Annotated in this window: 16 protein-coding genes; 1 reads left to right on the top strand and 15 read right to left on the bottom strand. The window is 56.6% G+C overall.

Annotated elements, in window-relative coordinates; all coding sequences use genetic code 11:
- Positions 1-46 precede the first annotated feature (46 nt).
- From mukB to cmoM, 4 genes are read right to left on the bottom strand one after another with little or no spacing between them, the layout of a single operon-like run.
- On the bottom strand, positions 47-4,498 hold the full coding sequence (gene mukB / locus IM313_RS18785) for a chromosome partition protein MukB (RefSeq protein WP_048999375.1): 4,452 nt from the start codon (positions 4,496-4,498) through the stop codon (positions 47-49).
- The gene (mukE, locus tag IM313_RS18780; RefSeq protein ID WP_008499954.1) at positions 4,498-5,202 is read right to left on the bottom strand and encodes a chromosome partition protein MukE; all 705 of its coding nucleotides are present in this window, start codon (positions 5,200-5,202) and stop codon (positions 4,498-4,500) included. The genes mukB and mukE overlap by 1 nt, the downstream gene beginning before the upstream one ends.
- Entirely contained in the window at positions 5,183-6,505 is a 1,323-nt protein-coding gene (gene mukF, locus IM313_RS18775) for a chromosome partition protein MukF (protein WP_041910621.1), read from the bottom strand. The genes mukE and mukF overlap by 20 nt, the downstream gene beginning before the upstream one ends.
- Before the next feature lie 3 nt (positions 6,506-6,508).
- Positions 6,509-7,288 (bottom strand): tRNA uridine 5-oxyacetic acid(34) methyltransferase CmoM, encoded by a 780-nt coding sequence (gene cmoM, locus IM313_RS18770; protein WP_192970862.1) that lies wholly within the window; start codon positions 7,286-7,288, stop codon positions 6,509-6,511.
- Between the two features lie 124 nt (positions 7,289-7,412).
- On the opposite strand from cmoM, the gene elyC reads away from it, so the two are divergent.
- Positions 7,413-8,192: an envelope biogenesis factor ElyC gene (gene elyC, locus IM313_RS18765; RefSeq protein WP_028012575.1), complete on the top strand. Its 780-nt coding sequence runs from the start codon at positions 7,413-7,415 to the stop codon at positions 8,190-8,192.
- On the opposite strand, the gene IM313_RS18760 is transcribed toward elyC, so the two are convergent.
- The 11 genes from IM313_RS18760 to aroA form a co-directional block, all read right to left on the bottom strand.
- Complete coding sequence (locus tag IM313_RS18760) at positions 8,169-9,062, bottom strand: YcbJ family phosphotransferase (protein WP_028012574.1); 894 nt, start codon at positions 9,060-9,062, stop codon at positions 8,169-8,171. The genes elyC and IM313_RS18760 overlap by 24 nt on opposite strands.
- A gap of 141 nt (positions 9,063-9,203) precedes the next feature.
- Positions 9,204-9,950, bottom strand: a complete 747-nt coding sequence (kdsB, locus tag IM313_RS18755) for a 3-deoxy-manno-octulosonate cytidylyltransferase (protein WP_047368214.1) — start codon at positions 9,948-9,950, stop codon at positions 9,204-9,206.
- The gene (gene ycaR / locus IM313_RS18750; RefSeq protein WP_006174474.1) at positions 9,947-10,129 is read right to left on the bottom strand and encodes a protein YcaR; all 183 of its coding nucleotides are present in this window, start codon (positions 10,127-10,129) and stop codon (positions 9,947-9,949) included. The genes kdsB and ycaR overlap by 4 nt, the downstream gene beginning before the upstream one ends.
- A 45-nt stretch (positions 10,130-10,174) precedes the next feature.
- Positions 10,175-11,404, bottom strand: a complete 1,230-nt coding sequence (locus IM313_RS18745) for a winged helix-turn-helix domain-containing protein (RefSeq protein WP_192970861.1) — start codon at positions 11,402-11,404, stop codon at positions 10,175-10,177.
- Positions 11,405-11,448: 44 nt separating this feature from the next.
- Positions 11,449-12,426: a tetraacyldisaccharide 4'-kinase gene (gene lpxK / locus IM313_RS18740; RefSeq protein ID WP_028012571.1), complete on the bottom strand. Its 978-nt coding sequence runs from the start codon at positions 12,424-12,426 to the stop codon at positions 11,449-11,451.
- Positions 12,423-14,171, bottom strand: a complete 1,749-nt coding sequence (gene msbA, locus IM313_RS18735) for a lipid A ABC transporter ATP-binding protein/permease MsbA (RefSeq protein ID WP_028012570.1) — start codon at positions 14,169-14,171, stop codon at positions 12,423-12,425. Before msbA ends, lpxK begins: the two co-directional genes overlap by 4 nt.
- A 36-nt stretch (positions 14,172-14,207) precedes the next feature.
- On the bottom strand, positions 14,208-16,472 hold the full coding sequence (locus IM313_RS18730; RefSeq protein WP_028012569.1) for a ComEC family protein: 2,265 nt from the start codon (positions 16,470-16,472) through the stop codon (positions 14,208-14,210).
- 214 nt (positions 16,473-16,686) lie between these two features.
- On the bottom strand, positions 16,687-16,974 hold the full coding sequence (gene ihfB / locus IM313_RS18725) for an integration host factor subunit beta (protein WP_008499965.1): 288 nt from the start codon (positions 16,972-16,974) through the stop codon (positions 16,687-16,689).
- Positions 16,975-17,144: 170 nt separating this feature from the next.
- Positions 17,145-18,818: a 30S ribosomal protein S1 gene (gene rpsA / locus IM313_RS18720; RefSeq protein WP_008499966.1), complete on the bottom strand. Its 1,674-nt coding sequence runs from the start codon at positions 18,816-18,818 to the stop codon at positions 17,145-17,147.
- A gap of 111 nt (positions 18,819-18,929) precedes the next feature.
- Entirely contained in the window at positions 18,930-19,613 is a 684-nt protein-coding gene (gene cmk / locus IM313_RS18715; RefSeq protein ID WP_013097305.1) for a (d)CMP kinase, read from the bottom strand.
- 185 nt (positions 19,614-19,798) lie between these two features.
- Positions 19,799-21,082, bottom strand: coding sequence for a 3-phosphoshikimate 1-carboxyvinyltransferase (gene aroA, locus IM313_RS18710; protein ID WP_192970860.1), 1,284 nt, complete (start codon positions 21,080-21,082; stop codon positions 19,799-19,801).
- Positions 21,083-21,091: the final 9 nt, after the last annotated feature.

Here is a 21,091-nt window from a genome sequence, read left to right as displayed (position 1 = left end):
AATAAAAAAAGCGGCGCTTCTGCGCCGCTCTTTGTAACAAAACGCCTCAGGAAGCGTCCGCCGTGGTTTCCGGCAATGATTCCGGCGGCTGCGGCGCAAAGCCACGCAGCCCGACAACGTGCACGTGTTCGCTGTTCTGGAACACTTTACGCACCAGCTTATAGGTGGTGCCTTTTTCAGGGCTGATGTTTTCCGGTGCCGCAATGATGAGCTGCATATCGAGACGTTCGCAAAGCTCAAACAGCGTGGCAATCGAGCGGGCATCAAGACGCGCCGCTTCATCGAGGAACAGCAGTCGGCATGGGGAGATGTCTTTCCCGCGCAGGCGGCGCGCTTCATCTTCCCAGCTCTGCACCACCATCACCAGAATCGACATCCCGGTACCAATCGCTTCACCGGTCGACAGCGCTCCGGATTCCGCACGCAGCCAGCCGTCTGAACCACGGTTTACCTCAACTTCCATTTCCAGGTAGTTACGATAGTCCAGCAGCTCTTCACCGATGGTTTGCGGCGTACGCTGGCCCATATCAATCTGCGGATTCAGGCGCTGATACAGCTTCGCCAGCGCTTCGGAGAAGGTCAGACGGTTGCTGTTGAACAGATCCTGATGCTGCTCGTGCTGCTCAGAGAGCACTTCCAGCAGCGTCGCGTGGGCTTCACGCACGTTGACGTTAAGACGCACGCTGTTGACCTGACCAAACGAGACGCTCTGCAGCCCCTGGTTCAGCTGGCGGATACGGTTCTGCTCGCGCTGAATGGTTTTGCGAATGATATTCGCCACGCTGCGGGAGCTGATCGCCAGCTTCTGCTCGCGGGAGGTCAGCTCTTCCGTCAGGCGGCCCAGCTCAATTTCCATCTGTTCGATGGCTTCGACCGGATCGTCGGTACGGATAATGTCCTGACGAATACGCTCGCGCAGGTGCTGATAAACCGCAACGAAGAACTGAATTTTACGTTCAGGACGTTTCGGATCCTCTGACATGCGCAGCACATCGCGCAGGTGTTCGTTATCCGCCACCGCCAGACGCAGAGCACCCAGCGCCTTATCCGACATCGAACGCAGCTCATCGGCAGAAAGGTATGCCAGCTCGCGACGGTGCAGGCGACGTTCAACGTTGTTGTCTTTCACCATCCGCATCACAGCGCACCAGCCCGCTTTCGCCGTCACGACCTGCTCGCGCATTTCATGATAGTCGCGCTCCAGCTTGCGCAGGCGGCGGGTCAGGTTATCCATTTCCGCTTCGCAGAAGGTGAGCGCTTTTTCCAGCTGATTACGACGCGCGCGGTTATTGCTGAGCTGGCTATGCAGCTCATCACGACGAATGCGCGCGCGCTCTTCCGCCCCGCTGTCGGCACGAACGCCAATGTCTTGCAGCTCTTTCTGCAGGTCGTTTAACAGCTCTTTCTTGGTGTCGAAGGAGCTTTTCAGCGAAGCCAGCACCTGGTTGTACTGGTTCAACTGAGCGGAGTGGCTGCGCATCGCTTCGCGAGCGCGGGTACGTTCCGCTTCCGCCTGCTCAAGGCGCTGGCGCAGTTTTTCATTCAGGTCGCTGTTACCGCTCAGCATTTCAGCCGAATCGGAGTAGCCGAAGTGCGCACGACGCTGCACCACTTCCGTCAGGGCAAACGCCTGCTGACGCGCTTCGCGCTGCACCTGCTGCGACCAGGCGTAATCTTCTTTTAACTGCTCGAACTGTTCCGGGTCGCTCTGCAGTACAGACACGACGGGCTCCAGCTTCGCCAGCTGGTTGCCGTGCTGCTGCACGAAGCGCGCGGCTTCCTGGGCTTCATCCAGACGTTCCTGGATCTCATCCACGCGGTCGGCCAGCGTGTCATCCGCCAGCAGGTTCAGGCGCGGCAGAATGCGGTTAAGGGCAGCGACGCCCTCTTTCGCCTGTTCGAACTGGACGCGGCTCTGCTGGTTGTCACTTTCATGACTGGCAATCGCGCGCTCAAGCTCGCCACGGCGGGTGTTGAGCTTGCGGATTTCCGCTTCCGGGTCGGCTTCAAACGCCACGCCCAGATGGCTGCCGATAAAGCGGCTGAACGCCTGGTGCAGACGCTGGGTTTTCTGTACGTCAAACGACAGAGTGGCAAAGCGTTCAGACAGCGTTTCACGCTCGGCGTGGAGGCTCTCGATGCGGCTTTCACGCGCGGCGCGGCCAAACAGCGGCAGCTCCGGGAAGCGGGAGTAACGCCACTGGCGATCGGCGATTTTCACCACCACCGCTTTTTCCAGCTCGTCAACGCTGAAGACGCTGTCATCGAACGACTGCGGATCCCCTTCGATCAGGTAGAGATCTTCCGGGCAATCTTCCAGCCCTGCGAGCTGCTCAGAAATCAGCGACAAATCCGGCACCACAATTGCGTTGCGGGACGGACCGTACAGCGCGGAGAAGTACGGCGCATCGTCCAGGCCAACGTCATCGTAAATCTCAGACAGCAGTACGCCGCCAAAACGCTCGGCTAAGGCGTTCAGACGCGGATCTTCTGACCCGCCCGGCTGGCTTAAGCGCTCGATTTCTTCATCGACGTCACGCTTGCGGGCACCCACTTCGTCACGTTCAACAATGGCTTCGCGCTCGCGCTCCAGCAACTGTTGCAGGTATTCGGTCACTTCCTGGCTGGACTCGAACTGCTCGCCGCACTGTTCGCTGAGCTGGTTCAGGCTGCTTTGCGCTGCCAGCCAGACCGGCGCACGCTGCAGGAGCGCCTTCGAACGGGACTGAAGCTGCTCCAGCTCCTGACGCAGCGTCATACGCTGTTCGCTGGCATTTGATACGGTATCGGACAGGGCCGCAATACGCGCTTCCAGCTCCTGATGCAGGGCCTCAAGCTCGTCGAAATCGTAATGTTTACCCTGACGCTTGCAGAACTCGGCCAGCAGACGCTCGGCTTCCTGCTGCTCGCGCAGACGCTGTTCCAGCTCGTTCAGGCGCATACGCAGCGGCTGCACCTGCTCGGCCAGATGGCGCTGGTTGACGCCGTCGCGCAGCAGTTCACGGGCAACGTCCCAGGCTTCGCTACGCGCCAGCGGGCCGTTAATCGCAACTACCAGCTGATAAGCCTGTTCAAACTGGCTGTGCGCCGTTTGCGCGACGCTCATTTTCTGTTCAAGCGAGAGCAGTTTCTCGGTGGCTTCCTGCTCTTTGGCCTGGAAGGTGTCCAGCCACTCGTCGGCACTTTCCGGCGTCAGGTCTGGCAGATGGCACAGCTCTTTCGCACGCTGTAGCGCCTGTAGCGCTTGGTTGTACTGAATCGCACGCGTCTGCTGTACGTCCAGCGCCTGCTGGTAGTCCGCAAGCTGGCTTTTCAGCTCGTCCACTTCCAGCTCGGCGGCTTCGGCACGGGCTTCGTTCTCTTCCTGCATCTCGGCGGCTTCGGCCACCACTTCATTCTGCTCTTCGAGACGAATTTGCAACTCATCGAGGTCCGCTTCGTAGCGTTCGATCTTTTCCTGCTGACGCAGCGCGGTCTGCACCAGGTTCAGGTGATCGCTGGCGGCCTGGTAGTCGGCTTCCAGATCGCCTTCGGCACCGTTGTGCTCACCCAGCTCGCGCGCCATTTCGACGTGCTTGTACTGCTCGGCCACCAGCTGTTTACGGGAGGTAAACAGCTCGCGGCGATATTCTAATGCCTGATCGAGATGGACGCGGCGCTCGTTGGCGTGGCGCATATAGTCCGCCGCCACGTAGTTGGTCGCTTCGCTGATCAGGTGTTTAAACAGGTCGCGGTCAGACTGGGTAACGCGAATCGCTTCCAGCGTCATGCGGTTTTCACGCAGTGCCGCCTCCATGTCCTGGAAGGCCTTACGCACGCCGCTGTTTTCCGGCAGCAGGTAGTCACGCAGGGAACGGGTAATGGCGCTGGAGATACCGCCGTACAGGGACGCTTCGATCAGACGGTAGTATTTACTACGGTCTGAAGCGGTGCGCAGACGGCGCGCCACCACGCCCAGATCGAACATCAGGGAGTGGTAGTCGGTAATGGAGTTGAACTGCTTAAACTGCACCCCTTCGATGGCTTCAAGCTTGTCCTTCAGCTCCTGCAGCGTCAGGACGCGCGCCTGGCGTTCATTCAGCGTTTCCGTCAGCAGCGCGGTCGGCTGTACGGAGGTTGGCAGCCCCTGAATGGCGAACGGTTTGATATCCACTTTACGGTCGCGGCCGGCAACCTGTTGCAGACGTACGCCCACCACCACGCGCTGGTGACGGGAGTTGATGACGTCCAGCACGGAATAACAGACGCCCGCTTTCAGCTTACCGTGCAGGCCTTTATCGCGGGAGCCGCTTGTCGCGCCCGCTTCGGTGGTGTTACGGAAGTGAAGCAGCGTCAGGTCGGGGATCAGCGCCGTTACAAACGCCGCCATGGTGGTGGATTTACCTGCCCCGTTACCACCGGAGAGCGTCGTGACCAGCTCATCCAGATCGAAGGTTCGGGCAAAGAAGCCGTTCCAGTTAATCAGCGTCAGTGAGCGAAATTTACCGCGTTCAATCATTACTCTTCCTCCCCGCTATCCGGCAGATTCTCTTCATGCTCATCATTGAGCTGCAAATGGTTTTCCACCGGCATCGCTTCACCGTCGCGGATCATGCGAAGCTGCGCTTCACGCGCATCATCGCCCGCACGCACGTCGGCGCCGAAGCGGAAGACCGATTCCGTGATGCGGAATTTGCTGCTGTCGTGGCCCATAAACCAGACCATCCCCAGACGGCGCAGACGGTTCAGGGAAGAGCGAACCTTTTCCTGTAATTTCTGACGGTCAAGATCCGACCCCGTCGAACGGTTATTCACCAGCTTAAGCAGCTTGCTCTCATCCGCCAGCGTCAGCAGTTCATCGTACAGCTCCTGCTGGGTGAAGATGCCTTCATTTGCCAGGCGTTCCGGGCTGAGGTAGAGATAGCAAAGAATTTTGCCAACCATCATGTCCAGCTCGGAGAGCACGGAGCGCGGGATCAGGGTCGTGGAACGCGGGCGCAGATAGAAAAAGCCTTCCGGCGCGCGGATAAGCTCCACGTTATAGCGGGCGTAAAACTCTTCCAGGTACTCCTGGAAGTCCATCAAAAAGGCGTGATTATCCAGCTCGTCCAGGCCAATGTGACGACCGGCACGCAGCTGGCTGTCCAGCGCCGGAAATAACGGATTCGCCAGCGCCTGTGCCAGCTTAACTGGCATCACTTGTTCAATATTTGTCAATGACATGCGCCTGTACCTTGGCTCCGTAATCGTTAATTGGCTGCCACTTCGGCGGCAGTCCGGTGAAGTCTGCTTGCGCGATACCCAGGCGCACCGCCTGGTCTACCACAATGCGGGCAACATCGAAGTGGCGCGCGCGCGGATATTGCGCCAGATAGTCGCGCACCACGAGCCCAAGATCCAGCGGCGCTTGTCTGGTTTTGTAGACGGCGAGCTGTTCTTCGATCATCGCCGCAAGTTGCTCACGAATTTCGTTGAATTCTTCGTACTCCAGATCCGGCGGCAGTTCACCGGTGACCTCTTCATCGCGCAGCGCCATCTCTTCGTCGCGCATATCCAACAGACGATCGGCATTGGCATAGGTCAGCGCCCACGGTGCATCAAAGTAGGTCTGTACCGACTGACGAAGACGCTGAGCAAAGACGCGGTTTTTATCCATATCAATCGCGGTACGGATAAATTTATGCACGTGGCGGTCATAGCCGATCCACAGATCGATCGACTGCTGGCCCCAGCTGATAATGCGGTCAAGTTTGCTCTGCAGATCAAACACCAGACGGTCGATAAAATGCAGATCGTCGTGCGCCAGGGTCGCGTCCTGGATGCGCAGCAGGTTGGCCTGCAGCTTGTCCCCTGCGGCCTCCAGCGTATCCTGCAGCTCACGCAGCGTACCGGAGGTTTCTGACAACAAAAGTTCACAGCTGGAAATGGCCGCACGCCAGTCCTTGTTCAGCAGCTGCGCGATATCGTCTTTCACCTGCTGCTGCTGCTCGTCCATCAGACGCTGAGTGAGATCGATACTGTCGAAAATCTCGGCCACCGAGTATTTCAGCGGCGCGTAAACGTTGCGATGCCAGTGGAATTCGTCACCGTTTTCATCGGCCGCGTCGGCGGCACGTTTAAGCTCACCCGCCACGATCGAGAGCTGCATGGAGAGACGCAGCGTGGAAAATTCGCGCTGGCGAATGTAGTAGTCGGTGATGCCGATGCCCAGCGGGGTCAGGCGATAGATGGCGTTTCCTTCCGCCTGCTCGCTGGTAAAGCGGTTCAGCAGACGTTGACGCACCATATCGTTGATTGCGTTATTGGCACGCACGCTAATGGTTTCGCTGGTTTGCTCAAACGCATCACTGACGTGGCGGAACGCATCCACCAGTTCACCCTCGCTCATTTCACCATCCAGCCGTTCGCCGTTCAGTGTGGCAACCGCCAGCAGGAAAGAGAGTCTGTCTACCGGCAGCGAGATGGAGAAATCGTTTTTCCTGGCCCAGGCAACCAGTTCGGGGACTGTCTGGGAAAATTCACTCATAGGTTATCCTTGCATCTGCGGCTTGTGCGCGGTGACGTGAATATAGCGGCCAAGGCTGACGAACGGCTCCTGGCGGCAATACCGCGTTTCTAATTCTGTTAAGGTGTCAAAACAGTCACGCTGTTTGTGTTTTTCACGCAGATAATCATGAAACACCCTGACGCCCGTCTTCCCGACGATCTGCCAGCCAATCTCTTCCAGCCAGCCGTAAACCTGCTGCGGATCGCGCGGATAGTCCGGGGAAAGCGTGCGTTTTTTCTTTTTCGGCATCCCGACCTGAACATAGTCGAAGTTCCCTGCCACCATGTTGTGCATCAGGAAGCCGTTAGCATTGTAGAACATCAGCGACAGCGTACCGCCCGGACGTAACATTGACCACAGGGTTTGTAACACGCTTTGCGGATCGGCAACCCACTCCAGCACCGCATGAAACAATATCAGATCAACCTGGGATTCCAAATGCTGCGCGATGTCCTGAGCGGCGCATTGTATAAAATGCATGTTGTCGCTCACACCTTTCTCTTCTGCCGCACGCGTCGCGCGGGCGACCATTTCAGCAGAAAGATCGCAAAGCGTGACGTGATGACCGCGTTCAGCCATTTTTATCGCCGTCTGCCCTTCACCGCCTCCGGCGTCCAGCACGCGCAACGTTTGACCACCGAACGTCGCCAGAATAGTGTCCAGATCCTGCCAGAGGATCGTCTGACGGAGCTGCCCTTTCGTGGTGCCATAAATGTTGCGCGAAAACTTTTCCGCGATGTCATCAAAATTGCGATCCCGCATTGGGAGAGTTCCACTCGCTAACTGCAAAACCGCTATTTTGTCACACCCGCGCGGAGAATGAACCTCTCTGGTGTAATATCACCGGTAATCATCTGCTGTATGGTCAAAAAAGGAACCAAAAAGGATGCTTTTTACCCTTAAGAAATACGTTGGAGGGATGATGCTTCCCCTTCCGCTGCTGCTTATCATCATCGCGCTGGGGCTGGCGCTGGTGTGGTTTAGTCGCTTTCAGAAGAGTGGCAAAACGCTTATTACGTTCGGCTGGCTGGTCCTTCTGCTGCTGAGCCTGCAGCCGGTGGCGGATGGACTGCTGCGCCCCATCGAAAACAGGTACCCTACGTGGCAGGGAAACCAGAAAGTTGATTACATCGTTGTGCTGGGCGGCGGGTATACCTGGGACCCTGACTGGGCCCCCAGTTCGAACCTGATCAACAACAGCCTGCCACGGCTAAACGAAGGTATTCGCCTGTGGCTGGCGAATCCGGGATCAAAAATGATCTTCACCGGCGCGGCGGCCAAAACCAACCCGGTGAGTACGGCTGAAGCGGGGGCCAGAATCGCGGAATCGCTCGGCGTACCGCGTTCCTCTATCATCACGCTGGACAGCCCAAAGGATACCGAGGAAGAGGCTGCCGCGGTGAAGCAGGCGATTGGCGATGTTCCGTTCTTACTGGTGACCTCCGCCTCGCACCTGCCAAGAGCGATGATTTTCTTCGAGAAGCAAGGTTTGCACCCGCTTCCCGCACCGGCAAACCAGATGGCCATCAGCGCGCCGCTCAACCCATGGGAACGGGTGATCCCCTCTCCGATGTGGTTGATGCATAGCGATCGCGTTGGCTACGAGACGCTCGGACGCCTCTGGCAGTGGCTGAAAGGCTCGTCAGGCGAGCCAGGGCAAGAGTGATTTAGCCGCCAGATCGAAGTTGGCGCGATTGAAACGTCCGGTGTTGACCAGCTGCGCCACTTCGTCCCAGAGCAGATAAAGCCAGCGACGCCAGAGAAACGCCTCTGCAACGGGCGCGCGTTGAAGGTAGTGCCACAGTAAACCTTCCGCCGCCCCGCTGTCGCTAAGCCTGAACAGCTCATATTCCCGCGGTGCCCAGAGCATGATCCCCGGCCCTAGCATCGCCAGGAGCTGATCGCTGCGGGAGTCTTTGAGCATACTGCGCAGAGTAAAATTGCCGTGGATCAGCACGCAGTTGTCGTTAAAGCCGTCGAACAGCGCCGGTAAGCACTCGCGGGTGCGAAACAGAATACGTTTGTCCTGCATGGTCAAACCGGTATTGTTGAACTGGTTAAGCGTCCCCCACAGCACTTCCACCCGCTGGCGATACCACAGCGGCCACAGGTTTTCCTGGGTGCTGTCAACCGGTCCAACAAGCCCGCGGCTATCCTGTCGGTGCCAGGCCAGCAGCGCCTCAACAATCTGATCCTTCAGCTGTTCCCAGCGTTCCGGCGTACGCGCGGGCGCTTCAACCGGCACACCGCGTAAACGCTCAATCAGCAGTACGTCCGGGCCGGGATGTTCCTCGTGGGTCATCACGCCGTACACGGTCGGCATACGGACGGTTCCCTCCCGTGCCAGCATCGACATTTTCCAGGCAAGCTGCCTGGCCACGCCCGGTGACGAGAAGCTTCGTGCCATCAGCGGCATCGGGTTGCCCTGGCCGTCATACAACGACCAGAGCGCGGTATCGACCTTTTCACTCACGCATTCGACCCGGCTTAACTTCTCACCCAGCAGATGGCTAAGTTCGGCACGCAGCTGTTCCATATGAGATTACCCCCATTAAGACTACTGCTTTTATAATGAGCGCACAGCGTGAAGATGTCACCCGGAAGAGATCAATTAGGGTAAAGAAAGGGGAATTTGCGGGGAGAGGACATCCCTCCGAAAGGAGGGATGCAGGCGGGATTAACGCAACTCGGCGCGGACGCGCTCAAGATCTTCCGGGGTATCAACGCCCGTTCCCGGTACTTCGCGGGCAACGGCAACGTGGATTTTTTCGCCATACCAGAGCACGCGAAGCTGCTCCAGCATTTCGATATGCTCCAGCGGGCTCGGCGCCCAGGCTACATAGCGGCGAATAAAGCCGGCGCGATAGCCGTAGATCCCAATATGACGCAGGAAAGAATCACCGATGGTCTCTTTAGAGAGCGCAAAGCGATCGCGATCCCATGGAATCGTAGCGCGGGAGAAATAGAGCGCATAGCCTTCGGCATCCATCACCACCTTCACCGCATTCGGATTGAATACCTCTTCAGCATGGTGAATAGGCACCGCGAGCGTCGCCATACCGACCTGACGCTGCGCCAGGTTTTCCGCCACCTGACGGATAATAACGGCCGGGATCATCGGCTCGTCGCCCTGCACGTTGACGATGACCGTATCGTCACTAAAACCACATTTCTCAACCACTTCCGCCAGACGCTCGGTGCCGGACTGGTGATCGGCGCGGGTCATGCACACCTCACCGCCTGCGGCCTCAACCGCACGGGCGACATCAGGATGATCGGTTGCAACGATAATGCGGTCGGCACCGGACTCACGCGCCCGCTCAAGGACATGCACAATCATCGGCTTGCCGTTGATATCTACCAGCGGTTTACCCGGCAGACGCGTTGAGGCATAACGTGCAGGAATAATAACAACAAAACTCATGGTTTGCTCTCTTCTGCCACCAGGGAACGGGCTTCATTTTCCAGCAGTACCGGAATGCCGTCACGCAGCGGGAAGGCCAGACTGTCCAGCTTGCAGATCAGCTCCTGTTTGTCCTGGCTGTAGTAAAGTTTGCCGTTGCATACCGGGCAGGCAATAATTTCAAGTAAACGGTGATCCATAGTTCCTCCGTATGGGTAATCGCTAAAGCTTAACACATTCCCTTTTCAGGGCGTGCCTGTTTCCCAGCCACTTCGACAGGATGTGAATAACCCGTCAGGTACCCGGCCAAGCGTTACGTCGCGAGCCTCCTGCCAGCGCGCGAACTCGCTAATGGCGGACGTTAACCCTTTTTCCAGGCTCGCCGTGACCCTGATGCCCTCTTGCAGATAAAGGGCAATGACTTCAAGCGTGCCGGTCTTGCGGTGCATTTTGGCATCCATCCGTCCGACCAGTTGTCCCTTGTGCAGCAGCGGTAAAACAAAGTAGCCGTATTGCCGCTTTGGCGCCGGGGTATAGCATTCCAGCCGGTAGCTGAAGTCAAACAGCTGCTCGGCGCGTTTTCTGTCCCAAACCACCGGATCGAAAGGTGACAACACCGCGCTGTGGGTCGCCCGGAGTTTCCCCTCCAGAGCCTCGGGCAGCAGAGGGACAAGATCCGCGTGCAGCCACATTTCGCCCAGCGTTTCCACCATAACGGGAATAACTCGCTGTTCACGCTGCCACATCTCCAGCAGAGGCTTCAGCGCAGGCTGACGGAGGCGGTAATAGTCTGCCAGCCATTGCGGACGGAAAATGCCCAGGCTGCGGGCGCTGTTCTCCAGCATGATGGCCTCGGCCGCCTCCTGAGTAAGCAGATCCCGATCGTCGTCCCAGTGAGGCATCACGCGATGCGTCAGATCATAAACGCGCTGAAAATTACGCCGTTCAATGACCATGACTTTGCCTGACGTGAACAACCCTTCAAGATGACGCTTGTGCGGCTTCCACTCCCACCATCCGCCTGCACCTTTGCGCGGATGTTCAAAATCGGCGGATCGAACGGGGCCGTTTTCCTCAATATGGCTGATAAGCTGCTCTATTTCGGCCTCATGTTCCTCCATCCACGCCTGTCGGTATTTCCATCCCATCTTTTCCGGAGCAAGCATACGGTGACGCACCAGGGCGAAATCGCTACGGGGCAGGAAGCAGGCTTCGTGAGCCCAGTACTCCATCAGCTCCCCTTTGGAGAGCGCCTCATCCAGCCACTGCGGAGGATAACTCCCCAGGCGGCTAAACAGCACCAGGTAAGGGCTACGGGCGACAATGTTAATGGTGTCGATTTGGAGCAGCGACATGCGCTGGACGGTAGAGAGTATATCGGCAGGCTGCGCGCGGCGACGGGGCTTTTTGAGCAGCCCCTGCGCGGCAAGGTGTAAATGACGTGCGGCTGAAAGCGAGAGTTGCGGTAAAGACATGCGTTTTCCTGTCAGTCAAAGCGCCACCAGAACCGCGTAAGCCTCTACTGCACCAACGCAATCAGTTCCTTAAGCAATTGTTCCGGCTGTTCGCCGCTGAGTTCAGCGTCAACCGGCAGATACCACCAGTTTTCTTTCGCAAAGGCACGGCATTTCACCGCATCTTTTTCGGTCATAATGAGCGTCTGGCCAGGCGCGGTAAGCGCCTCAACCTGCTCTGCCACCAGCGCCTGATGGTCAGCCAGCGGAACGCGTTTTTCCAGCCGGGCGCCACACTGCTCCAGCGTCGCGAAGAAGCGCGGCGGATGACCAATACCCGCCATTGCCACCAGCGAAGGCAGTTCTGCAACCGCCCGGCGTTCACCCGTCACCAGGTTGACCGCCATTCCCGGTAACAGACGCATAGGAATTTCACCCGACTTTGCTTCACCGCCGTTAACAATCACCGCATCAACGGACTTCAGACGCGAAGCGCGTTCACGCATGGGGCCAGCGGGCAGCCACCAGCCGTTGCCGAAACGACGCACGCCGTCGATAACTACAATCTCTTTATCACGCGCCAGAGCGTAATGCTGCAGGCCGTCGTCAGTGATGATGATTTGTGCCGCGTGTTCAGCAAGCAGGGCCTGCACGGCGTCGCTGCGCACCGGGGAGACCGCAACCGGCGCACCGGTACGCTGGAAAATCAATACTGGCTCATCACCCGCTTCTGCGGTCGTGGTTTCCGCCGACAGCAGCAATGGGTAGTGCGCCGCTTTACCACCATACCCACGCGACACCACGCCGGGGCGGATGCCGCGTTTTTGCAACTGCTCCACCAGCCAGATCACCACTGGCGTTTTGCCGTTGCCGCCCGCCGTGAGGTTACCCACCACGACTACCGGAACCGGCGCGCGCCAGGCACGCTTGATCCCCAGACGGTAAAACAGGCGAATAATGCCGCTCACCAGGCCGTACAGCCAGGAGAGCGGCAAAAGCAGCAGCCACAGCGGGGATTCACCGGACCAGATGCGTGCAATCATTCGCCGAACTGCATCTTGTGAAGCTGGGCGTAAACGCCACGATGTTCCAGCAGATCGGCATGGCTTCCGCGTTCAACAATGATGCCGTCTTCAACCACGACGATCTCATCTGCCTGCTCAATAGTGGACAGACGGTGCGCAATCACCAGCGAAGTACGGTTCTTTTGCAGTTCATCCAGCGCCGACTGAATCGCGCGTTCAGATTCCGTATCCAGTGCAGAGGTTGCTTCGTCCAGGATCAGTATCGGGCTATCGCGCAGCAGCGCGCGCGCAATGGCGATACGCTGGCGCTGACCGCCGGAGAGCAGTACCCCGTTTTCACCGATTATCGTGTCCAGACCGTTATCCATCTTGTTGATAAAGTCCATTGCATACGCCATACGCGCGGCGTTCTCAATCTGCTCGCGGCTGTACTCGTCAGTGCGTGCATAAGCAATGTTGTTGGCGACCGTATCGTTGAAGAGATGCACGTTCTGAGAAACCAGCGCAACCTGGTTACGCAGCGACTGCAGGGTGTACTCCCGCAGATCGTGACCATCCAGCAGGATCTCACCTTCGTTAATATCGTAGAAACGAGTGATGAGGCTCGCAATGGTGGATTTACCGGAGCCGGAGCGGCCTACCAGCGCAACGGTTTTACCTGCCGGAATCGTCAGGTTGATATTGCGCAGAGCCGGCGTTTCGCGGCCTGGATAGGTGAAGGTCACGTTGCGGAACTCCACGTCGCCACGCGCGCGCTCTACCTCCCGTGTACCTTCGTCTTTTTCCTGTTCAGAATCCAGAATGCTGAACAGCGTCTGGCAGGCGGCCATCCCGCGCTGGAACTGGGCGTTCACGTTGGTCAGGGATTTCAGCGGGCGCATCAGGGCAATCATCGAGGAGAAGACTACGGTGATAGTACCCGCCGTCAGCGTCTCCATTACGCTCGGGAAGCTTGCCGCATAAAGAACGAACGCCAGCGCCAGTGAGGCAATCAGCTGAATGATCGGGTCAGAGATGGAAGAGGCCGAGACCATCTTCATCCCCTGCAGACGCATTTTGTTGCTGACTTTGTCAAAGCGTTTGGTTTCAACTTCCTGACCGCCGAAGATCAACACTTCTTTGTGCCCTTTCAGCATCTGTTCTGCGCTGGTCGTCACCTGCCCCATGGTGTTCTGCATATTCTTACTGATATTGCGGAAGCGCTTTGAGACGACGCGGATAGCAATGGACACGACCGGTGCCAGCACGATAAGGATCAGCGACAGCTGCCAGCTGTAATAGAACATCATTGCAAACAGACCGATGATCGACGCTCCTTCGCGCACGACGGTAATCAGCGCGCTTGAAGAGGAGGAGGCAACCTGCTCTGAATCGTAGGTAATACGAGACAGCAGCGTCCCGGTGGATTGCTTGTCAAAGAATGAAACCGGCATGCCCATCATGTGGCTGAACAGACGACGGCGCATGGTCATAACCACTTTCCCGGAAACCCAGGAGATGCAGTAGCTGGAGATATAGCTGGTGATACCACGTAAGATCATCAGCCCGATAACCACCAGAGGCATCCATAGCAACACTGAGCGATCCGTTTTACCAAAACCGTCGTCCAGTAACGGTTTGAGGAGCGATAACATAAAAGTATCGCTGGCTGCGTTGAGGATTAACGCTACACCCGCCACGATCAGGCCTGCTTTAAAGGGTGCAATCATCGGCCAGAGTCGGCGGAAGGTTTGCCACGTGGAGAGATCTTTGTCGTTATGCATTCAAAAAACCAGCATTTGTTGAAATAGCCGCATATTCTACCCGTTATCTACGGGCGCGCCAAACCACTGATGATACCAGGGGGGTAAAAATTGATCCCGCACGCGCCGGATTTGCCAGCGATGGTGCGAAAATGTCACCGATATTTGCCCGGAATGGGGGGTATCGTGCCAGATATATCCCTCTTTTCGATAGCGCCGGACGACTTTAGCCGACGGGAATCGCCATGCGTTATAGCGGGCCGCTGAATCCAGAGCTATCTGTCCCTCAACCCGCTGTACCAGCGGCAATGACGACGAGGTATTGCTGCCGTGATGAGGTACCTGTATGAGGGTGGACGTTAGATGCTGCCAGTAATGGCTAAGCATAGCCTGTTCTGCCTGTGCTTCAATGTCTCCCGTCAGCAGAACGCTCTGCTCGCCGTCGTCAATTTTTACCACGCAGGAGTGATTGTTACCCTGAGCCGGATAATTTTCAGTGGGCCAGTGGACGGTGAACGTTAACCCCTGCCATTGCCATCTTTGCCCGCGAAAGCAGGGTCGATGCCCAGTCTGGTGCAACGGACTTCTTACCCACATTTCGGGCCATGTTTTTTGCAGCGATACAAGGCCTCCCGCATGGTCGAGATGCTCATGGCTCAGAATGACGCCTTCCGGCTGCAGATGATGCCAGCGCAGCCATGGAATAATTAACCGCTGTGCACTATCCCCGCCCGGCCAGGCAAGCCCGGTATCGTAAAGAATGGCTTTTCCCTGTCGTTCAATAACCATTGCCAGTCCCTGCCCCACGTCCAGCATATGGAGCGTCCAGGCGTCGCTTTTCGCCGTCCGCCAGAGGGGAGAAGCCAGCAAGACACTTCCCGCCAGACAAACGGCAGGAACGGTTTTCCAGGCACGGAAACGCCAGCCGATGAGGATAAGCCACGGCAGTAACGTCATGTACTGCCAGCGCTGGTCCACACTCTGCCAGCCGTCTGGCAGGCGCATCAGCAACCAGAACAACCCGGCAAGCGTCTTATCGGCTGCATACCAGATGCCGCTTTCCAGCCCCGCCAGCGGCAGCAGATGGAGCAGCATGCCGAGTAAAATCAGCGGTACGCAGACAAACGTCACCAACGGCACGGCAAAGAAATTGGCGATCAACGATGAAATGCTAAAGCCATGGAAAATCAGAACCTGTAGCGGCATGAGAAGTAACAGCATGCCGACCTGCAGATAGACAAGGTTCAGCAGCGGACGTATCCGGCGAGCCCACTGCCAGTGAGGAAGCGGCAACCACTGAAACCAGAAAATCAGCGCGGCGACGGCAAATGCAGACAAAAGCAGACTCTGCGAAAGTATGGCTAAGGGATCGCTTATCAGGATCGCCGCGACACAGCAGATCCACACCTGCCATGGAGACCATTGCCGGGAACCGATCCGCAGCGCCGCCAGTACAGCAAGTGCGATGACCGTGCGTAACGCGGGCGGTTGCAGACCGGTCAGCCAGGCGTAGAAAGCAGCGAAGAATAACCCCGCCAGCAGAGGCATCTGCCAGTTGACCCGATGGCAAGGTAATAAAAACTGAAGCCCGCGCACAAGAAACCAGACGATGGAGGCCGCGAGCGCGACATGCAGACCCGAAATCGCCATCAGATGCAGCGTGCCGGTTTCACGCATCAGGTCTTTTATTTCCCTGGGGACATCCAGACGTTCTCCCATGCCCAGCCCGAGGATAACCGCGCCCCAGCGATAAACTGAAAGTCGGTTTTGCAGCGATGTCAGGTATTGCGCTCGCAGGCTGCAGCGTCCATCGATGAGTTCTGCATGGGTAAAACGCCCACTTAGCGTTTGATGGCGGGCAATAGCGCTGCGCTGGGGGTCATACCCTCCGTCGTTCAGTTCGCCGTGTACAGGCCTGAGCCGGAGCGTCATCGCCCAGCGCTGACCGGCACACGCTTTCTGCGGCAGATAATGACCATAAAGCGTTACGCCTGTTGACGCCCACCAGCGCTGGCCATCAACGGTGAGTATTTTTCCCTGATGCACAGTTGCACCATCAGTCGCGGCGATCTCCACCTCGGCCTGCACGGCACCTGCGGTTAAATGCTGCATCGGCCAGACACTCTCTTGCGCGGCCAGAATGCCCCACACGCAAAATAACAGCGTCATCCCCACATACTTCAGCCGTACGTTTTGGCGTGCGGCCAGTGCAACTGCGCCAGCCATCATTATCCAGATGGTATAACGCGATGGCAGTTCAGGTAACCAGAGTAATGGGGCTATCGCCAGAATGGCGCTGATACCTAAAGCGGGAATTCCCATTGCTACCTCCCTGTTTCTGGGTGGCAGTATGCGGGCAGATCGAGCGGGGTGTCAGGTGTGAAAAATGCAATCTACAGCAAGCGCTGCAAGGTTTTTAGCGCGTTGCAGAAAATGCAACTTAAAATGCGAGACACCTTCAGAATGAAAGTGACGGAGGCAAAAAAAGCACCCGCAGGTGCTTTCTTTCGAACCCAGTTTAACCGGCTGGCTAAACTCAGTTGCCGTAAATATTGGCGCGATCGCGCAGTTCTTTACCCGGCTTAAAGTGTGGAACGTACTTCCCTTCCAGCTCGACTTTATCACCAGTTTTCGGGTTACGCCCGGTACGTGGAGCACGATAGTGCAGAGAAAAACTACCGAAACCGCGGATTTCAATGCGCTCGCCCTGGGCAAGAGTGGAGGCCATATGCTCCAGCATCTCTTTTACGGCATCTTCCACTGCCTTGGCAGGGATATGCGGTTGCTGACTGGCAAGTCTTTCAATCAATTCTGACTTGGTCATGATTCCTCCGGTTCCTTTCAAACCAATTAGCTGAACAGCTCATTAAACAAGGGCGGCCGTAGCCGCCCTTTGTTATTGATTACAGGACGAATCCTGCGATCTGTCAAGTCTGCTCATCATCCTTCGCGCTGTAAATGCGTTACAGCTCAAATGATGCTGAGAACCTGATATTACTCGCCTTTAGCTGCTTTGAAAGCTTCAGCCATTGCGTTGTTAGAGAAGTTTGCATCTTCCTGTTTGTTAACAGTTGCGATTGCATCTTTCTCATCAGCTTCGTCTTTAGCACGTACAGACAGGCTGATTGCACGGTTCTTACGGTCAACACCGGTGAACTTAGCTTCAACGTCGTCGCCTACGTTCAGAACCAGAGTGGCATCTTCAACGCGGTCACGTGAAGCTTCAGAAGCGCGCAGGTAACCTTCAACGCCGTCAGCCAGTTCTACGGTTGCGCCTTTAGCGTCAACTGCAGTCACTTTACCGTTTACGATTGCGCCTTTCTTGTTCAGTGCAACCCAGTTGTTGAACGGATCTTCTGCGAGCTGTTTAACGCCCAGGGAGATACGCTCACGCTCTGCGTCAACCTGCAGAACAACTGCAGCGATTTCGTCGCCTTTTTTGTATTCACGAACTGCTTCTTCGCCTGCAACGTTCCAGGAGATGTCAGACAGGTGAACCAAGCCATCGATGCCGCCGTCCAGGCCGATGAAGATACCGAAGTCAGTGATAGACTTGATTTTACCTTCAACACGGTCGCCCTTGTTGTGGGTTTCCGCGAACTGCTGCCATGGGTTGTTTTTGCACTGCTTCAGGCCCAGGGAGATACGACGACGTTCTTCGTCGATATCCAGAACCATCACTTCCACTACATCACCAACGTTAACAACTTTGGATGGGTGGATGTTTTTGTTGGTCCAGTCCATTTCGGAAACGTGCACCAGGCCTTCAACGCCTTCTTCGATTTCAACGAAGCAGCCGTAGTCGGTCAGGTTGGTTACGCGACCAGTCAGTTTAGTACCTTCTGGGTAACGCTTAGCGATAGCTACCCATGGATCTTCGCCCAGCTGTTTCAGGCCGAGGGATACACGAGTACGCTCGCGGTCGAACTTCAGCACTTTAACAGTGATTTCGTCGCCCACGTTCACGATTTCGCTTGGGTGCTTAACGCGTTTCCACGCCATGTCGGTGATGTGCAGCAGGCCATCAACGCCGCCCAGGTCAACGAATGCGCCGTAGTCAGTGAGGTTCTTAACGATACCTTTGACTTCCATGCCTTCCTGCAGGTTTTCCAGCAGCTGATCGCGTTCTGCGCTGTTTTCGGATTCGATAACGGCACGACGGGAAACAACAACGTTGTTACGCTTCTGGTCCAGCTTGATTACTTTGAACTCAAGCTCTTTGCCTTCGAGGTGCAGGGTGTCACGGACTGGACGAACGTCTACCAGTGAACCTGGCAGGAACGCACGAATACCATTCAGCTCAACAGTGAAGCCACCTTTAACTTTGCCGTTGATAACACCGACCACAGTTTCAGCTTCTTCGTAAGCTTTCTCCAGCGTGATCCATGCTTCGTGACGTTTAGCTTTCTCACGAGACAGCAGGGTTTCGCCGAAGCCGTCTTCTACTGCGTCCAGAGCAACGTCAACTTCGTCACCAACCTGGATTTCCAGCTCGCCCTGGGCGTTTTTGAACTGCTCAGCCGGAATGGCGGACTCAGATTTCAGACCGGCGTCAACCAGTACTACGTCTTTATCGATAGCAACAACAACACCGCGAACGATGGAACCCGGACGGGTTTCGATTTCTTTTAAGGATTCTTCAAACAGTTGAGCAAAAGATTCAGTCATGTTTAATCTTCAGGTTAATATTAACGTCCACCTGGCTCCGTGCCGGATGGGGTTGTTTCACATACCCGCCGTCAATCCATTGCAGCGGGGGTACTGCTAAATCGGTCGCGATTACGCGAGTGCCAGTTTTTGGCGCGCATATTGTAGCGCTTTTTCAATCACTTGCTCAATAGTTAAACTGGTTGAATCCAGAACTAATGCATCTTCTGCAGGAACAAGCGGTGCGACGGCGCGGTTACGATCGCGGTCATCGCGCTCTTTTATCTCGGATAAAAGGCGATCAAAGTTAACACTAAACCCCTTTTCCTGCAACTGAAGCATACGGCGTTGAGCACGTTCTTCCGAAGAGGCGTCAAGGAAGATTTTTACTGGCGCATCAGGGAAGACCACGGTTCCCATGTCGCGTCCATCAGCGATCAGACCCGGGGCTTCACGAAACGCTCGCTGGCGACGCAGCAGCGCCTCACGAACGCGTGGGAAAGCCGCCACCTGGGAGGCCGCATTAGCGACTTCCTGCGTACGGATCTCGCCGCTCACGTCTTCCCCTTCCAGGATCACTTCCAGGTTGCCATCGGTGGAAACAAAACGCACATCCAGATGCGCAGCCAGCGGTACCAGCGCTTCTTCAGAGGCGACATCCACGTGATGATGCAGCGCAGCCAGCGCCAGCACGCGATAGATTGCTCCCGAATCTAAAAGATGCCATTGCAATGCTTCCGCCATCGCTTTGCACAGAGTACCTTTCCCTGCGCCACTCGGCCCATCAATGGTGATTACCGGGGCAACTGCCGTCATCTTTTTCTCCTTAAATAAGGCATACCGTTAACATGAACGCCGCGCATTATACGCGCCAACGTGCGCAACTGTTACCTTTGCGTGCAAATTACGGAATGATAGAAGCAGAGTGTAGAAGAAATGAGCGGGAAAGATCGTCAGGAAGCGTAAGGAAATGCCGCATCAGGTGATGCGGCAAGACTTCATCATGCCAGGGTGCTAATGCGCGCCAGCTGTTCGAAATAGTCCGGGAAGGTTTTCGCCGTACATTTCGGATCGAGAATGGTCACAGGGGTATCGGACAGCGCCACCAGCGAGAAACACATCGCCATACGGTGATCGTTATAGGTCCCGATTTCAGCAAACTGCAGTTTTGCCGGAGGGGTAACGCGAATGTAATCTTCGCCCTCTTCTACCTCAGCGCCAACTTTACGCAGCTCGGTTGCCATCGCGAACAGGCGGTCCGTCTCTTTTACGCGCCAGTTATAAATGTTGCGCAGCGTGGTGGTGCCTTTGGCAAACAGCGCCGCCGTGGCAATGGTCATCGCCGCATCCGGGATATGGTTCATGTCCATGTCGATGGCGTTCAGCTCACCGTGGGTACAGGAGATGAAATCATCCCCCCAGGTGACAACCGCGCCCATTTTTTCCAGCACGTCAGCAAAACGAATATCGCCCTGCACGCTGTTGCGGCCAATGCCGGTCACTTTTACCGTACCGCCTTTAATCGCGCCAGCGGCAAGGAAATAGGATGCGGATGAAGCATCGCCTTCAACCAGGTAGTTGCCCGGCGACTGGTACTTCTGCGCGCCGCGAACCACGAAACGCTGATAAGACTGGTTTTCAACCTCAACGCCGAAGGTTTTCATCAGATGCAGCGTAATATCAATATACGGTTTGGAGACCAGCTCACCTTTAATCGTGATAACCGTATCCTGCGGGGCCAGCGGCGCGGTCATCAGCAGCGCCGTCAGGAACTGGCTGGAGACGCTGCCGTCAACCTCGACGGTACCGCCGGTAAAGCCCCCGCGCAGACGCAGTGGCGGGTAATTTTCCTGCTCCAGATACTCAATCTGCGCGCCGCCCTGACGCAGGGCATCTACCAGATGGCCGATCGGACGTTCCTTCATGCGCGGCTCGCCGGTCAGCACGATGTTATTGCTCCCGAGGCACAGGGCTGCCGCCAGCGGACGCATCGCGGTACCCGCGTTACCCAGAAACAGCTCAAGCTCGTCACTCGCCTGCAGCGCGCCGCCGTTGCCGGTCACTTCGCAGCGGGTACGATCGTCAGAGAGTGTGTAATGAACGCCCAACGCTTTCAGCGCATTGAGCATATGGCGCACGTCATCGCTGTCCAGCAGGTTGGTGAGGACGGTGGTGCCGTTTGCCAGAGCTGCCAGCAGCAGAGCGCGGTTCGAGACACTTTTTGAACCAGGCAGATTGATGGTGCCATCTACCCGCGCGATAGGTTGTAACGTCAGGGATTCCATGAAAACTAA

Source organism: Enterobacter cloacae complex sp. P2B, from assembly GCF_014895985.1.
In the GTDB taxonomy this organism is placed as follows: Bacteria; Pseudomonadota; Gammaproteobacteria; order Enterobacterales; family Enterobacteriaceae; genus Enterobacter; species Enterobacter bugandensis.
Note: the sequence above shows the minus strand (reverse complement) of the source record. Positions and strands in the feature narration are given on the sequence as shown.

What these genes read in the sequence shown, in the direction of transcription:
- cmk (WP_013097305.1), bottom strand. Translation starts at nt 19,613, where the DNA reads ATGACGGCAGTTGCCCCGGTAATCACCATTGATGGGCCGAGTGGCGCA.
- IM313_RS18760 (WP_028012574.1), bottom strand. Translation starts at nt 9,062, where the DNA reads ATGGAACAGCTGCGTGCCGAACTTAGCCATCTGCTGGGTGAGAAGTTA.
- msbA (WP_028012570.1), bottom strand. Translation starts at nt 14,171, where the DNA reads ATGCATAACGACAAAGATCTCTCCACGTGGCAAACCTTCCGCCGACTC.
- IM313_RS18730 (WP_028012569.1), bottom strand. Translation starts at nt 16,472, where the DNA reads ATGGGAATTCCCGCTTTAGGTATCAGCGCCATTCTGGCGATAGCCCCA.
- IM313_RS18745 (WP_192970861.1), bottom strand. Translation starts at nt 11,404, where the DNA reads ATGTCTTTACCGCAACTCTCGCTTTCAGCCGCACGTCATTTACACCTT.
- elyC (WP_028012575.1), top strand. Translation starts at nt 7,413, where the DNA reads ATGCTTTTTACCCTTAAGAAATACGTTGGAGGGATGATGCTTCCCCTT.
- cmoM (WP_192970862.1), bottom strand. Translation starts at nt 7,288, where the DNA reads ATGCGGGATCGCAATTTTGATGACATCGCGGAAAAGTTTTCGCGCAAC.
- rpsA (WP_008499966.1), bottom strand. Translation starts at nt 18,818, where the DNA reads ATGACTGAATCTTTTGCTCAACTGTTTGAAGAATCCTTAAAAGAAATC.
- ycaR (WP_006174474.1), bottom strand. Translation starts at nt 10,129, where the DNA reads ATGGATCACCGTTTACTTGAAATTATTGCCTGCCCGGTATGCAACGGC.
- mukF (WP_041910621.1), bottom strand. Translation starts at nt 6,505, where the DNA reads ATGAGTGAATTTTCCCAGACAGTCCCCGAACTGGTTGCCTGGGCCAGG.
- ihfB (WP_008499965.1), bottom strand. Translation starts at nt 16,974, where the DNA reads ATGACCAAGTCAGAATTGATTGAAAGACTTGCCAGTCAGCAACCGCAT.
- mukE (WP_008499954.1), bottom strand. Translation starts at nt 5,202, where the DNA reads ATGTCATTGACAAATATTGAACAAGTGATGCCAGTTAAGCTGGCACAG.
- kdsB (WP_047368214.1), bottom strand. Translation starts at nt 9,950, where the DNA reads ATGAGTTTTGTTGTTATTATTCCTGCACGTTATGCCTCAACGCGTCTG.
- lpxK (WP_028012571.1), bottom strand. Translation starts at nt 12,426, where the DNA reads ATGATTGCACGCATCTGGTCCGGTGAATCCCCGCTGTGGCTGCTGCTT.
- mukB (WP_048999375.1), bottom strand. Translation starts at nt 4,498, where the DNA reads ATGATTGAACGCGGTAAATTTCGCTCACTGACGCTGATTAACTGGAAC.
- aroA (WP_192970860.1), bottom strand. Translation starts at nt 21,082, where the DNA reads ATGGAATCCCTGACGTTACAACCTATCGCGCGGGTAGATGGCACCATC.